Source organism: Janthinobacterium sp. PSRC1-1, assembly GCF_049897525.1.
In the GTDB taxonomy this organism is placed as follows: Bacteria; Pseudomonadota; Gammaproteobacteria; order Burkholderiales; family Burkholderiaceae_D; genus Janthinobacterium; species Janthinobacterium tructae.
In genome coordinates, this window is sequence record NZ_JAFCWK010000001.1 from 300607 (window position 1) to 314242 (window position 13636).

At 63.4% G+C, this 13636-nt stretch carries 13 protein-coding genes; 7 read left to right on the forward strand and 6 right to left on the reverse strand.

What is annotated here, in order from left to right:
* The first annotated feature begins 26 nt into the window (after positions 1–26).
* Positions 27–560 (forward strand): peptide-methionine (S)-S-oxide reductase MsrA, encoded by a 534-nt coding sequence (msrA, locus tag ACP7DW_RS01370; protein WP_426053712.1) that lies wholly within the window; start codon positions 27–29, stop codon positions 558–560.
* A 27-nt stretch (positions 561–587) separates the two neighbouring features.
* Here msrA and ACP7DW_RS01375 read toward each other — a convergent pair whose 3' ends face one another.
* Positions 588–1823, reverse strand: a complete 1236-nt coding sequence (locus ACP7DW_RS01375) for a class I SAM-dependent methyltransferase (protein WP_426053711.1) — start codon at positions 1821–1823, stop codon at positions 588–590.
* 127 nt (positions 1824–1950) lie between these two features.
* Complete coding sequence (pdxH, locus tag ACP7DW_RS01380) at positions 1951–3159, reverse strand: pyridoxamine 5'-phosphate oxidase (protein WP_426053710.1); 1209 nt, start codon at positions 3157–3159, stop codon at positions 1951–1953.
* A 112-nt stretch (positions 3160–3271) separates the two neighbouring features.
* Between pdxH and ACP7DW_RS01385 the strand changes: the two genes are divergently transcribed.
* From ACP7DW_RS01385 to ACP7DW_RS01400, 4 genes are all read left to right on the forward strand, one after another.
* Positions 3272–4114 carry a tRNA threonylcarbamoyladenosine dehydratase gene (locus ACP7DW_RS01385; protein WP_426053709.1) on the forward strand — a complete coding sequence of 281 codons (843 nt, stop codon included), beginning with the start codon at positions 3272–3274 and terminating at the stop codon, positions 4112–4114.
* Positions 4115–4278: 164 nt separating this feature from the next.
* Entirely contained in the window at positions 4279–4743 is a 465-nt protein-coding gene (locus ACP7DW_RS01390; RefSeq protein WP_096237983.1) for an FKBP-type peptidyl-prolyl cis-trans isomerase, read from the forward strand.
* Between the two features lie 84 nt (positions 4744–4827).
* A complete protein-coding gene (cysK, locus tag ACP7DW_RS01395; RefSeq protein WP_298402506.1) occupies positions 4828–5760 on the forward strand; it encodes a cysteine synthase A in 933 nt (310 codons plus the stop codon).
* Positions 5761–5931: 171 nt separating this feature from the next.
* Positions 5932–6333: a DUF2809 domain-containing protein gene (locus tag ACP7DW_RS01400; RefSeq protein ID WP_426053708.1), complete on the forward strand. Its 402-nt coding sequence runs from the start codon at positions 5932–5934 to the stop codon at positions 6331–6333.
* Between the two features lie 2 nt (positions 6334–6335).
* On the opposite strand, the gene ACP7DW_RS01405 is transcribed toward ACP7DW_RS01400, so the two are convergent.
* The 3 genes from ACP7DW_RS01405 to ACP7DW_RS01415 form a co-directional block, all read right to left on the reverse strand.
* Positions 6336–9164, reverse strand: coding sequence for a M16 family metallopeptidase (locus ACP7DW_RS01405; RefSeq protein ID WP_426053707.1), 2829 nt, complete (start codon positions 9162–9164; stop codon positions 6336–6338).
* Between the two features lie 80 nt (positions 9165–9244).
* Positions 9245–9607, reverse strand: a complete 363-nt coding sequence (locus ACP7DW_RS01410; protein WP_426053706.1) for a hypothetical protein — start codon at positions 9605–9607, stop codon at positions 9245–9247.
* Complete coding sequence (locus ACP7DW_RS01415; RefSeq protein ID WP_298402498.1) at positions 9608–10336, reverse strand: hypothetical protein; 729 nt, start codon at positions 10334–10336, stop codon at positions 9608–9610. It abuts the gene before it with no gap.
* Between the two features lie 213 nt (positions 10337–10549).
* Here ACP7DW_RS01415 and ACP7DW_RS01420 point away from each other — a divergent pair, with 213 nt between their 5' ends.
* Positions 10550–12322, forward strand: coding sequence for a diguanylate cyclase (locus tag ACP7DW_RS01420; protein ID WP_426053705.1), 1773 nt, complete (start codon positions 10550–10552; stop codon positions 12320–12322).
* Here the strand turns inward: ACP7DW_RS01420 and ACP7DW_RS01425 are convergent.
* On the reverse strand, positions 12312–12794 hold the full coding sequence (locus ACP7DW_RS01425) for a CinA family protein (RefSeq protein WP_426053704.1): 483 nt from the start codon (positions 12792–12794) through the stop codon (positions 12312–12314). The genes ACP7DW_RS01420 and ACP7DW_RS01425 overlap by 11 nt on opposite strands.
* A gap of 223 nt (positions 12795–13017) precedes the next feature.
* Between ACP7DW_RS01425 and ACP7DW_RS01430 the strand changes: the two genes are divergently transcribed.
* Positions 13018–13635 carry a YfiR family protein gene (locus ACP7DW_RS01430; protein WP_426053703.1) on the forward strand — a complete coding sequence of 206 codons (618 nt, stop codon included), beginning with the start codon at positions 13018–13020 and terminating at the stop codon, positions 13633–13635.
* The last annotated feature ends 1 nt before the right edge of the window (position 13636 follow it).

The window sequence follows — 13636 nt, forward strand, 5'->3', positions numbered from 1 at the left end:
GGCCCATTGGGAGAAGGGAGTACAAGATGCGTGCGGAAATGGAAGTGGCGGTATTGGGCGGCGGCTGTTTTTGGTGCCTCGCTGCCGTGTACGCGCAAGTGCGCGGCGTGACGCACGTCACATCCGGCTACACGGGCGGCAGCGTGCCCGATCCCACATATGAACAGGTATGCACGGGCGATACGGGCCACGCGGAAGTGGTGCGCCTGGAATTCGATCCCGCCGTCATCGCCTACCACGATTTGCTGGAAATGTTTTTCACGCTGCACGACCCCACCACCCTGAATCGCCAGGGCAATGATGTCGGCACGCAATATCGCTCTGTCATCTTTTACCAGTCGGCCGAACAGGAGAGCGTGGCGCGCAAGGTGCTGGCCGAGATGGCCGGCGTGTGGGATGCGCCCATCGTCACGCAGCTGGTGCCGGCAAGCACCTTTTACCCGGCCGAGGATTACCACCAGAATTACGTCGCGCAGCATCCCTTGCAGGGCTATTGCGCCCTCGTCGTCGCGCCCAAGGTAGAGAAATTCCGCGCCATGTATGCGGGGCGTCTGAAGTGAGGCAGTCCCCGGCGCCGCGCGCGCCTGTCAGGGCGTGAGCGTCGGCGCGGGTCTGGCATCGTGCGCATACATGTAGTTGCGCGACCAGGGTAGCGTGGAGGAACGCCGGCCTGCCTTCACGCAGACGATCTGGTACAGGCTGATCAAATCTTGCTCGAAGGCATAGGCGCAGCCGGCCAGGTAGACGTGCCAGATGCGGAAGCGCCGCTCGCCCGCCAGCGGGCGAATCTGCTCGGCGTTGGCTTCGAAGTTCTCCGTCCACAGGGCGCAGGTGCGCGCATAGTGGCGCCGCAGGTTTTCCACGTCGAGCACTTCCAGTCCCCCTTGCTGCATGGTTTTCAGTACATTGCCGATGTGCGCCAGCTCGCCGTGCGGAAACACATATTTCTCGATGAATTCGCCGCCCCCGTACGGCGTTTCGCCATTCTCCGGGTCGGTCGAGGTGATGCCGTGGTTCATCGCCATGCCGTCCGGCGCCAGCAGCTTGTGGATGATGGAAAAGTAGTCGGGTAAATGTTTCAAACCCACGTGCTCGAACATGCCCACGCTGGTGATGCGGTCGAACTGGCCCGTCACGTCGCGGTAGTCTTGCAGGCGGATCTCGATCAAGTGCGCCAGGCCGGCTGCCGCCACGCGCTGGCGCGCCAGCGCATACTGGTTTTCCGACAGGGTCACGCCCACGCAGCGGGCGCCATATTGCTGTGCTGCACGCATGACGAGCGCGCCCCAGCCGCAGCCGATGTCGAGCAGGGTCTGGCCCGGCTGCAGCTGGATTTTCTTCAGGATATGGTCGATCTTCTTGACTTGCGCCTGCGCCAGCGTTTCATCGCCATGTTCGAAATAGGCACAGGAATATACGAGAGCGGGGTCGAGAAACTGTTCATAAAACGCGTTCGACACGTCGTAGTGGTAGCGGATGGCTTCGGCGTCTTTGCTCTTGTCGTGCGTAAAGCTGCGCACGATGCGGGCCAGCTTGCCTTCCGGCTTCAAGGTGTTACGGGCCAGGGCATTGCAGATGGCAATCATGTCCATCGCCGTGCCCTTGACCTCGATATTGCCTTCCACGTAGGCCGAGCCCAGATTGGCCAGCGAGGGGTTCAGCAGATAGCGGGCCGAGGCGACGGTCGGCAGGCGGATCGTGACTCTGGGCGCTTCGCTGGACAGATCGACATGCTGGCCGTTCCACAATTCTATGCGCAGCGGCAAGGCGGTCTTGCTGCGGATGCCGGCGATCCAGGACTTGAGTTGGTTTTGTATAAACAAAATGGCCTCCAATGCAGCGGCCGCCGTGGCAGCCGCAAATTGAGAAACAATGTCATTTAGTAACTTCTACCCTCATAGCCTACACGTATATTGACCAGCTTGCTTTGCGCCGCCTTGACCAGCTTGCTCAGGGTTGCAAGCGTTGCATGCTCCATTGCCCGTCAGCACCGCGCGTAAACACGATGCGGTCGTGGAAGCGCGAACGGCGTCCCTGCCAGAATTCGATGCGCTCCGGCTGCAGACGGTAGCCGCCCCAGTGGGCCGGACGCGGCGGCTGGGCGTCGCCGAGGGCGGCGGCCACCGCTTCGTAATGGCTTTCGAGCGTGGCACGGCTATCGATGGGGGCGCTTTGCTGCGAGGCAATCGCCGACAAGCGGCTTTGCAGGGGGCGCACATTGAAATACTCGTCGCTCTCGGCCGCCGTGGTTTTCACCACCGTGCCTTCGATGCGCACTTGCCGCTCCAGCTCGCGCCAGAAGAACAGCAGGGCGGCGTTGGGATTGTGATCGAGCTGCTGGCCCTTGTCGCTGTGGTAATTCGTGTACCAGGTAAAGCCACGCTCGTCGAACTGCTTGATTAGCACGATGCGCGAGCTGGGCTTGCCATCGGGAGTGACGGTGGACAAGTCCATCGCGTTCGGCTCCATCACCTGGGCCTTGACGGCTTCGGCAAACCATTTCTGGAACATGGCGATGGGATCTGCCAGCACATCCGTCTCGCTCAGGCTCGATTGCACGTAATCGGTGCGCATGGCTGCCAGCACGGCGGCCGCGTCCGGCACTGCCGGCGCTTCCGGCGCATCGGGCGCGATGCCGCGGCGGCGCTGCATGGCCGTGCCCAGCTGCTCCATCTGCTGCGCGCTGAACAGGCGCTTGGCCATCGGTGCCAGTTGTCCTTCTTCCTTGGCCATATGGGCCTGGTAGGCGGCGATATAGTCGCGCACGCCATCATGCGACAGCTGCGAGTCCGTACCGGCGGCGATGGCGTCCAGTTCCGGGCGCAGGGTCAGCCAGGCCTGGTCCATGCGCTGGTGGTCGGCCAGGATGTCCGGCACCAGGGTGGCCAGCAGGGCCGCGTCCTCGCCCGTGGCCGTCGCCTGCAGCATGGGCATCAGGTCTTGCTCTTCATCAGCATGGTGCAGATGGGCAGCTTTATTGAAGTATTGCAACACCGCCTTGGCCGCCTGCTGCGCTTCCGGCGTGTTGCCGTTCTGTCCCAGGTGGCCCAGCAGGTTTTGCAAGGTCGTCAGCTGCTTGCGGATCTTGTCGTGGCAATGCTTGAGCACGGCGATGGGCTGGTCAAAGCCGGGAACGGAGTCGAACAGGGGAGCGGTCATGGCGAGTTCTCGTGGTGGGCGGTGTGGGGGCATGGCGACAGTGCGGCTTGTCGCTGTGTCAATTCGGCTATTTTAGAATATCTGCCAGCGCAGTGTCCGTTAAAATGGCGCCATGCATACCTCCACCAATGAACTAATTTCCATGGACTTGACCGAGATCGATTTTGACCGGCGTTTCGGCGGCATTGCCCGCCTGTACGGCGCCCCCGCTTTGGCCCGCTTCCGCGCCGCCCATGTGTGTGTGATCGGCGTGGGCGGCGTCGGTTCCTGGATCGTCGAAGCGCTGGCGCGCAGCGCCATCGGCCGCCTGACCCTGATCGACCTCGATAATGTTGCCGAATCGAACATCAATCGCCAGATCCAGGCCATGAGCGACACCATCGGCAAGGCCAAGATCACGGCCCTGGCCGAACGCATCGAGCTGATCAACCCCTTGTGCCAGGTGACGCAGATCGAGGATTTTATTGCCCCCGATAACCTGGAGCAGTTGCTGGGCGGGCGCGATTTCGACTACCTGGTCGACGCCATCGACAATGCCAAGGCCAAGGCGGCCGTGATCGCGTATTGCCGTGCGCGCAACATTCCCATGCTGACCATCGGCAGCGCGGGCGGGCAGACGGACCCGACCCTGATCGCCGTGCGCGATTTGTCGAAAACGGAGCAGGAGCCGCTGCTCAAGCGTGTCCGCAAACTGTTGCGTACCGAATATGGTTTTCCGCGTGGCGTGAAAAACAAATTCAACGTCGACGCCGTGTTTTCCATGGAGCCGCTGAGCACGCCCGAGAGCGCCGAAGCATGCGCCATCGATGGCAGCGCGCCGGCCGGCGTCACGGGCCTGAACTGTGCGGGTTTCGGTTCCAGCGTGGTGGTGACGGCCAGCTTCGGCATGGTGGCGGCCGCCCATGCACTGAAAAGCTTGCGCCAGCCTGTTGCCTCAGCCTTGCCGGACCTCTAAGTCCATGCCGGCAGCGCCAGTTCTTCTTGCGTGCCAGCAGCGGGCGTGGAAAGTGTAAGTCTTGTGACAGGGTTTTCAACTTCGGGCAGCGGTTTGCTATTATTGTTGTCCCTGCGCTATCTGGACTGCAGGGATCTTACCGAAACTCACTGAAAGAAACCATCATGACGCGTAGCTCCGTTTTGTTTGCCCTGATCTGCTCCGTCGCCGCGTCGCTGGCGCAGGCACAGGCGCCAGCGCCTGTCCCCGCCTCCGCCGTCTCGCTGAGCCCCGGCCCTGTCGCCGATAAACTGATCGTGATCGACAACAAGGTCGGCACCGGCAAGGAAGCGTCCGCCGGCAATAACGTCACCGTGCACTACACGGGCTGGCTGTATCGTCCCCTGGCGAAAGATTCGCGCGGCAAGAAGTTCGACAGCTCCGTGGGCCGTGGCCCGTTTGACTTCCCGCTCGGCAAGGGCATGGTCATCAAGGGCTGGGATCAGGGCGTGGCCGGCATGAAAGTGGGCGGCAAGCGCACCCTGATCATTCCAGGCGAACTGGCCTACGGCCCGCGCGGCGCCGGCAATGGCGACATTCCGCCGAACTCGGCACTGATCTTCGACGTGGAATTGCTGGACGTTAAGTAATTGTTCCGTTTGGCGGCGGCGCATGCTCGCGCTGCCGCTAAAAGCGGTAGACTGGGGTTTCTTGAAATAGCGGAGATTCCTTCCATGAACATCGCCAACGACGTCACTGAACTGATCGGCAACACTCCCCTGGTGCGCATCAACCGCATCGCCGCCGGCAGTGTGGCCACCATCCTGGCCAAACTCGAATTCTATAATCCCGCGCACAGCGTCAAGGACCGCATCGGTCTGTCCATGATCGTTGCGGCCGAAGCGGCCGGCAAGATCCATGCCGATACCGTCATCGTCGAGCCTACCAGTGGCAACACGGGCATCGCGCTGGCCATGGTCTGCGCCGCGCGCGGCTACCGTTGCACCCTCGTCATGCCCGACACCATGAGCCGCGAACGGCGCATCCTGCTGCGCGCCTACGGCGCCGAGCTGGTGCTTACACCGGGCAGCGAAGGCATGCTGGGCGCCATCCGCAAGGCCGAGGAAATGGTCGCGGCCGAGCCGCGCTACCTGATGCTGCAGCAATTTAACAATCCGGCCAATCCCGCCATCCACCGCGCCACGACAGCCGAGGAAATCTGGCGCGACACGGATGGACAAGTCGATATCGTCGTCGCCGGCGTGGGCACGGGCGGCACGATTACCGGCATCGGCGAAGTGCTGAAGGAACGCAAGCCCGGTCTGCAAGTGATTGCCGTGGAACCGGAAGCGTCGCCGATGCTGTCGAAAGGCACCAAAGGGCCGCACCCGATCCAGGGCATCGGCGCCGGTTTCGTGCCGCAGATTTTGAACACGGCCATCTACGACGAAATCATCTGCGTGAAGAACGACGATGCGTTCGCCACGGCGCGCCTGGCCGCCAGCGATGAAGGTTTATTGGTCGGCATCTCGTCGGGCGCCGCCCTGTGGGCCGCCCTGCAAGTGGCGCGCCGCCCGGAAAACGCGGGCAAGACCATCGTCACCATCATCCCGTCGTTTGGCGAGCGCTACCTGAGCACGGCGCTGTATGCGGGCTTGGGCGACTGAGAACCTATCCGTCCGGCGGGGCTGCGCAGGTGGCCCCGCTTGACCGGCGCAGCGCAAGGTTGCCGGTTGAACTTGCCATGGCGAAATAGGCGCCAGGCAGGCAGGGCAGGCGCAGTACAATATCGGACGGGCCGCAATGGTTCGGTCCGAATTGTGTCTTTGAATGGAAATATGTTCCTGGTAAAACCTGAACGCCGCCGCCTGCTGCAGGTGGGCGCAACCGTGGCTGTCATCGCGCTGGGCCTGGCCTCGCGTGCTTATCCCCAATTTCTTCCCGTCACGCTCGGCAAATATCCGGGCGACGCCCTGTGGGCCATGATGATCGTCTTTGCGCTGGGCGCCCTCGCCACGCGCATGCGCACGTGGCAGCTGGCATCGTGGTCCTTGCTGATCTGCTTTGCCGTGGAATTCGGCCAGCTGGTCCAGGCGCCGTGGCTCGTCGAGTTGCGTGCGCATCCGCTGGGGCACCTGGTGCTCGGCTCCACCTTCGGCTGGGCCGACTTGATCGCCTACACGGCCGGTGTGGCCGTGGCGGCGTTCATCGACAAGCTGGCGCTGTTCAAGCGCCGCTAGTCTTACTTGGCGTTACCCTCCTTGAGGTTACCCTCGGCATCGCGCAATTCCACGGGCGCCAGTTTTAGCTTCGACAATTGCGGGGCGATCTTCGCCTTGTCGCCCACGCCGATGACGATCAGCTTTTCCGGCTGCAGGTATTTCTTCGCCACCTGTTGCACCTGCTTGTCCGTCACGCCCGCAAAGCGCTGCGGCAGGGTCGCGTAGTAGTCGAGGCCCAGGCCGTAGATATACGTGTTGGCCATGCTGGCGCTGATGCTGGCATTCGTCTCGAACTGGCCCGGCAGCGACAGCACCTGCGAATTGCGCGCATTCGACAATTCCTTGGCCGTCAACGGCTTGGCGATCATGGCGCGGATTTCCTTGAAGGTTTCCGACACGGCCGGACCCGTCACGTCCGTGCGCACGCCGGCGGCAATCGAGAATGGACCTGGCAGGCTGCGGTACTGGAATTGCGAGCGCACGCCATACGTGTAACCCTTTTCTTCGCGCAGATTATTGCTCAGCCGACTCGTAAACAAGCCGCCCAGTGCCGCATTCATCACTTGCAGCGGCGCATAATCGGGCGTCGTGCGGGCCACGGCGATGGTCGACAGGCGTACGGCCGTCTGCGGCGCGCCCGGTTTGTCGACGAGGATCAGCCTGGCTTTTGTCGTGACCGGCGCCGCTGTCACTGAAGGCGCCACCGTACCGGCCTTCCAGCTGCCGAACTTCGCTTCGGCCAGCGCTTTCAATTCCGCGGCGCCGATGTCGCCCGAGACGATCAGGGCCGCATTGTTGGGCACGTAATGCTGTTGCCAGAACGCCTGCAGGTCGGCGCGGCTGGTGGCTTTCAGGGCCGTTTCCGTGCCCAGCTGGATAAAGCCGTACGGATGTTGCGGGCCATACAGGGCGGCCGCTTCCACGCGGGCCGCCACGGCCCCCGCGTTTTCGCGCTGCTGCGCCAGTTCGCCGATGCGGCTGGCGCGCTGGCGTTCCACCTCGGCCGAGGGGAATTGCGGGTGCTGCACCACGTCGGCCAGCACGTCGAGCGCTTGCGGGAAGGTGGTTTTCAGCGACGTCAGCTGGGCGAACGAGGCATCCGCACCGGAGCCCGTGCCCAGGAAGGCACCGAGTTGCGCCACATCATCGGCGATCTGCGGCGCGCTGCGCGTACTGGTCCCTTCCTGCAGCAATTGCGCCGTAAAGCTGGATAAGCCCGGCTGCGCCAGCGGATTGGCGCCGGAACCGCTTTTCACCACCAGCTGGCTGGAAATCAGTGGCACGGCCGGGTTGTAATTGTGGATCACGGTCAAGCCATTGCTCAGCGTGAAGGACGTCGCTTGCGGCAGCACGATCTTCGGTGCGGGACCGGCGGCCGGCACCTTGTTACGCCACGGCTCGTCCGTATTGATGGCCGTGCCCGGCGCCGCCTTGACCTTGCCCGGCGCCGGCGTCGCCACTTCCGCGCCCAGGTCCGGCGTGCCAGGCACGCCATACACGACCACGCGCGCCTGGTTTGTCAGGTAGGTGTCGACGGCGCGCTGCACGCCGGCCGCCGTCACCTGGCGGTAGCGTTCGATATCCTTAGCCAGGTAGCCGGGGTCGCCCAGGTACTGGTTGTACTGGTTCATCAGGTTGGCGTTGCCGCCCACTTTTTCCACCTGGCTCAGCATGCTCGTCTCGATGCTGTTGCGGGCCCGTTCGATTTCCTTCTCGCTGGGCCCCTTGGCGCGCAATTGCTCCAGCTCCGCCTGCATGGCTTGCTCGATTTCTTCGGGCTGATGGCCGGGGCGCGCCGTCACGTCGATGGTAAACACCGAGGTGAGGGCGTTCGAGCTCTGGTTCGCGCCCACGTCCTGCGCGATCTGCTTGTCGTACACCAGCGATTTATACAGGCGGCTGGACTTGCCGCCGGCCAGGATGTGCGCGGCCATCGACAGTTCCGCATCATCCTTGGCGTAGGCGGACGGCGTCAGCCAGGCCATGAAGACGCGCGGCAACTCGACCCGGTCCTGCACCACGATGCGGCGTTCCTGCGTGATGGGCGGCGTCACGACATCGGGTTTCGGCACGGCCGGGCCGCTCTTGAAGCTGCCGAAGTATTTGTTGACCAGTTGCCTGGTCTTCGCCTTGTCGATGTCGCCGGCGATCACCAGGCTGGCGTTGTTGGGACCATAGTACTTGGTAAAGAATTCCTTGATATCGGCCAGCTTCGCGTTCTGGATGTCCGCGTGGGAACCGATGACGCTGGCGTAATACGGGTGGGTCTTCGGGAACAGCTGGTGATACAGGGCTTCCTGCACGATGCCATATGGTGCGTTTTCCACGCTCTGGCGGCGTTCGTTGCGCACCACGTCCTGCTGGTTCGTCAGCGCCGTCTGGTCGAGCACGTCCAGCAGATAGCCCATGCGGTCGGAATGGGCCCACAAGGCCAGTTCCAGCTGGTTCGACGGCACCGTGTCGAAATAATTGGTGCGGTCGAAATCCGTGCTGCCGTTCGAATCGGTGGCGCCCGCGCCTTCCAGCAACTGGTCGGCCATGCCGCGCGGCACGTGCTTGGTGGCGGCAAACATCATGTGCTCGAACAAGTGCGCAAAGCCCGTCAGGCCCGGCGCTTCATTGGCCGGACCCACGTGATACCAGACATTGACGGCCGTGACGGGCAATTTATGGTCTTCCACGAGGATCACGTCGAGGCCATTCGGCAGCGTGTATTTTTCGTACGCAACATTTGGCACGCTCGTGCCTGCCGTCGCGGCGGCCGCAGCGGCGGCGTGGGCCAGGCTCAGGGGGGCGCCGTACAGCGACAGCAACAGGGCGGGTATGGCCAGCAATTTGATCGGTTTCATGCATGCTTCCAGGCTAGGGTGGGGGGAAGACGCTGCGCTTGGCTCGTGGCTGGCGCAGCGCGACAGTGCTACGCTCGGTGCTACAGTTTATACAGCAGGGCCGCGCCGCCCAGCACCAGCAGCGCGCAAGCGACGGAGACGATGGCGGCCGCGCCCAGCAAACGCCATTCGCGCGGCGTAAAGCCGGCGGTGGGCGCCGCCGCATTATCGGCAGGGCTGGCCAGGCTGGCCAAGGACGCGGGCGGCAGCTCAGGCAAGCCGCCCGCCGCGCGCGCCTGCGCCGCCAGCGCCTGCGTGGCGGCGTCCAGCAGGGCCAGCTGGCGCTCGACGGTTTCCGCCAGCACCGCTTCGTTCAGCGCCACCAGGGCGAATATCGGGTCATCGACGTCGATCTTGATGCCCGTTTTGTCGAACACATGGCTGCGCAGTTTGTGCTGGTCCATCTACCACTGCACCTTGTCGAGTTGTTCGAAGATGTCGCGGTAGACGACCTTGATGCGCTGTTTTTCCATGATGTTGAATTTGTCGTTCTGCATTACTTCCTGCATCGTCAGGCGTGCCGTATTCATTTTCTTGACATCCGCGCCGAAGGTGTCGGGATTGCGCTGGCTCAAGGTGATGCTGCCCTTGACGCGCGCGCGGTTGTCGGCATACGACTGCGATTCGATAAACTGCTTGCCGGACGCCGATTGCAGCAGGCCGAAGTGTTCGTTTTGCCACAGTACCAGCGGCACTGTCGTCGCTTGCGCCGTGGCGACAAAACCCGTGGCCGTATCGTGCAAGGTGTCGCCGCCGCCGACGATGGTGTGGATGTACACCTTGCGGCCCGATTCTTCCAGCAGCGAGAAACAATCGTTTTCCAGCAGATAGCCCATCAGCGGCGAAAAGGTATTCGCGCCATTGTCGATCACGCAGTTGCCGTCCGTGTCGAGGATGTCGATCATCAGCGCGTCAAAGCGTTTCGGGTCGATGTTGCGCGCATCCGTCATCACGGGCACGTGCTTGACCTGCATCGCCTTGTAGCGCGAGAACGTGGCGTTTTCCTGATCGGTGTCATAGCAGCGCAAGGGCGTGTCGTCCTTGCCGCCTATCCATTGGGCCAGCAGGGTCGATACCAGGGTCTTGCCGATGCCGCCCTTGCCCTGCAGGATGAAATGTACCGTGTTTTGCATTGCGACTACTCCAAGTTGTTGCGTCAGTGACAATCAAAGATTCGTGACAGCGGCGCTGGCGCCAGGCCAGGCCACGACTGGCATTTTTACCACAATCGTTTGCGAATATGCCATGCGGAACAGCGAATCTGGTTATGATGTTAATCAGGATACCATTGATATAGAGCAAGTTTTGTGTGAAAAATCCACCCCCAGAGTGTGAACGAGGACGCAGTGCCGATCTCCAGTCTCGATAAAGCCGACATTGACCGTTTGAATCAGCAATCCCTGTCTTGCCTGGTCGGCAACCGCCGCCAGGCGCGGCGGCTGGCGCAGATGGCGCTGACGGCGGCGCAACGACAACAGTATGCGCGCGGCGGCGCGTATGCGGAACTGAATCATTGCTGGCTGGCGTATTACGCTGGCGAGGCCGAACCGTCGTGCGCGCGCCTGCGCGCGTATTTCCAGCACAGCGGCGACCTGGAAGGGGGCATGGAAGTGGCGGCCCTGCAGGGCGCGTATGCGAGCCGGCGCGGCGACTTTGCCGATGCCGAGCAGCATTTCCTGCAAGCGCGCAGCCTGGCCGCGCAGATACCCGACTCGCTGCACAAGTTCATGCTGTATGCGCGCCTGGGCGTCGACGCCCTGAACCGTGGCGATACGCAAGACGGCCCGCGCAATTTTTTGCTGGCGCTCGACATCGCCGAACGTTTCGGCAGCCCCGCGCACCGGGTCAACAGCCTGTCGAATCTGGCGTCGTCGCAGCATGACCTGGGCAACGATGAAGACGCCATCCCCCTGCTGGTCGAGGCGCTCGAGATCATCGGCACGCAAAAGCTCAAATACCAGCAAACCATCGTCTCGGCCAACCTGGCCATGTGTTTATTGGCGACGGGCAAGCCGGCCGAGGCGCTGGCACTGGTGGAACCGTTTTACGCGTGGCAGGAAGAAGACCTGGCCGTGCGCGCCTTTTTATTCTGCGTTGCCGCGCACGCCGCCATCCTGCTGCGCCAGCCCGAGGACGCCTTGCAACTGCTGCTGCGCGCCGAGGACTATGCACGCCGCGGCCAGGACCTGGAAGAGCAGATGCATGCGTGGCTGGTGCGCGGCAAGCTGGACCTGCACGCGGGCCAGACGGCGCAGGCGCTGGCCTCGCTGACGCAGGCGCACAGCCTGCTGAGCTGGACGCGCAATCCGTTTCACCAGCAGCAGATTTTGCGGGGGTTGGCCGAGATCAATGCCCAGCTGGGCGAATGGCACATTGCCTATGGTTTCTTGCAGCAATACCAGGCCGCCTACGAGGCCAGCAGCAAGTCGGCGCGCGCCTCGCGCAGCCTGATGCGCAACCTGGAAAAGGAAATGCACAGCCTGAAAGCCGAGCGCGACAAGGCGCTGGAGCTGCAGGCGGCGCGCGAGTCGGAAAACGTCAAGCTCGAGCACCTGAACCGCGAGCTGGCGCACCAGATCCTGCACGTCAATTCGCTGCAGGACAGCCTGAAGGAACAGGCCATGCGCGACCACCTGACGGGCCTGTACAACCGCCGCCATTTTGAAACCTGCCTGAACGCCATTTTGCACGCGGCCGATGCGGATGCGCCGGTGGCCATTGCCATCATCGACCTCGATTTCTTCAAGCGCGTCAACGATACGTATGGGCACAACTTTGGCGATGAGGTGCTGATCCAGTTCGCGCGCCTGGTCGAGAGCCAGCTGCGCGGCAGCGACATGGTGTGCCGCTATGGCGGCGAGGAATTCTGCCTGCTGTTGCGCGAAGCCGACAGCGTCATCGCCGCGCACAAGATCGACGATATCGCCGCCCGCTACCGCCAGTTGCTGATCCGCCAGGCGCCACACAGCTTGACCGGCTGCACCTTTTCGGCCGGCATCGCCGAGTATCCGCGCCATGGCGCCGGCCGCCACGACTTGCTGCTGCGCGCCGACAGCGCCCTGTATGCGGCCAAGCAGGCGGGCCGCGACCGCGCCTGCATCGCCGACGCTACTGGATAAAGCGCAAGAGCCCCTGCAGCGCATGGAGGACGGCCTGCTCGCGCACGGCTTGCCGGTCGCCGGCGAATACTCGGCGCTCTGTTTGTACGCGACCATCCATGGCCCAGCCGAAGCAGACGGTGCCGACGGGCTTGCCGGGCACGCCGCCCGTAGGGCCGGCGATGCCGGTGGTCGAGACGGCCACCTGGGCCTCGCTGTGCGCCAGCGTTCCCTGCGCCATGGCGGCGGCCACTTCCTCGCTGACGGCGCCGTGTGCGGCGATCAGCTCGGCGGGCACGCCCAGCATGCTGCTTTTGGCCCCGTTGGAATAGGTGACGAAGCCCCGTTCGAACCAGGCGCTCGACCCGCTGATGTCGGTGACGGCCTGGGCCACGCCGCCGCCCGTGCACGATTCGGCCGTGGCCAGCAGCAGGCCCTTCGCCTGCAAGGCCAGGCCGACGGCGGTGGAGAGGGGGGCGAGTGCGTTGCTCATGGAGGACTCCTGCATGCGGTGGTAAGGGTGGCGAGACTGTAGCATGGTCAACGGTAAAAGAAACTTTCCCCGGTCACAGCGAAAATGCGTACACTCTTTTATACATTTGCTACCACTTTGGGCCGGCAGGCGCTCTGTCGCTGTGCCACCCTGGTGTGCATCGCCCGAACCGGCAAGCGGCATGGTGCCGCGCCTTCGTATGCATTCTCTTTACTCGGTAGTCATGGCAATTCTGAACTGCTCCTGGTGGCGTCATCCTGGCCCCCTGCGCCGCCCCGTGCGCGGCGCCGGCCGCCACTCCCTGCGCTTGGGCTGGCTATTGCTGCTCCTGGGCGTGCTGTGCGCCGACGCGCGGGCGCAGGTGCCGGGCGAGCTGGAACGCCAGGTCAAGGCCGGGTATCTGTACAAGTTTGCCGGTTATGTCGAGTGGCCAGACGGCAGTTTTGTCCGGCCCGACTCGCCGCTGGTGATCGGCGTGGCGGGCGCCGATGCGCTGGCCGAGCAGCTCGAACAGAGCGTGGCAGGGCACAGCGTCAATGGCCGCGCCGTGCAAGTGAAAAAAGTGCGCCGCGGCGAAGCGCTGGCCGGGCTGCACGTGCTGTACCTGGGCGCGCTGGAAAAAACGGCGCTGCAGGAGATGCTGGCCGCCAGCCGTGGCCTGGCGTTGTTGACGGTGTCCGATTCGGATGAGGTCTACGCGATGGGCAGCATGATCAATTTTGTGATGGCCGAAGACAAGGTGCGCTTCGACGTGGCCCTGAAACCCGTGGCGCAGGCGCATATCCGCATCAGCGCGCGCATGCTGTTGGCGGCCTATCGCGTGCAGACGGGGGGCGCCTGAC

What these genes read in the sequence shown, in the direction of transcription:
- ACP7DW_RS01415 (WP_298402498.1), bottom strand. Translation starts at nt 10,336, where the DNA reads ATGCAAAACACGGTACATTTCATCCTGCAGGGCAAGGGCGGCATCGGC.
- ACP7DW_RS01410 (WP_426053706.1), bottom strand. Translation starts at nt 9,607, where the DNA reads ATGGACCAGCACAAACTGCGCAGCCATGTGTTCGACAAAACGGGCATC.
- ACP7DW_RS01425 (WP_426053704.1), bottom strand. Translation starts at nt 12,794, where the DNA reads ATGAGCAACGCACTCGCCCCCCTCTCCACCGCCGTCGGCCTGGCCTTG.
- pdxH (WP_426053710.1), bottom strand. Translation starts at nt 3,159, where the DNA reads ATGACCGCTCCCCTGTTCGACTCCGTTCCCGGCTTTGACCAGCCCATC.
- ACP7DW_RS01405 (WP_426053707.1), bottom strand. Translation starts at nt 9,164, where the DNA reads ATGAAACCGATCAAATTGCTGGCCATACCCGCCCTGTTGCTGTCGCTG.
- ACP7DW_RS01400 (WP_426053708.1), top strand. Translation starts at nt 5,932, where the DNA reads ATGTTCCTGGTAAAACCTGAACGCCGCCGCCTGCTGCAGGTGGGCGCA.
- cysK (WP_298402506.1), top strand. Translation starts at nt 4,828, where the DNA reads ATGAACATCGCCAACGACGTCACTGAACTGATCGGCAACACTCCCCTG.
- ACP7DW_RS01430 (WP_426053703.1), top strand. Translation starts at nt 13,018, where the DNA reads ATGGCAATTCTGAACTGCTCCTGGTGGCGTCATCCTGGCCCCCTGCGC.
- ACP7DW_RS01390 (WP_096237983.1), top strand. Translation starts at nt 4,279, where the DNA reads ATGACGCGTAGCTCCGTTTTGTTTGCCCTGATCTGCTCCGTCGCCGCG.
- ACP7DW_RS01385 (WP_426053709.1), top strand. Translation starts at nt 3,272, where the DNA reads ATGCATACCTCCACCAATGAACTAATTTCCATGGACTTGACCGAGATC.
- msrA (WP_426053712.1), top strand. Translation starts at nt 27, where the DNA reads ATGCGTGCGGAAATGGAAGTGGCGGTATTGGGCGGCGGCTGTTTTTGG.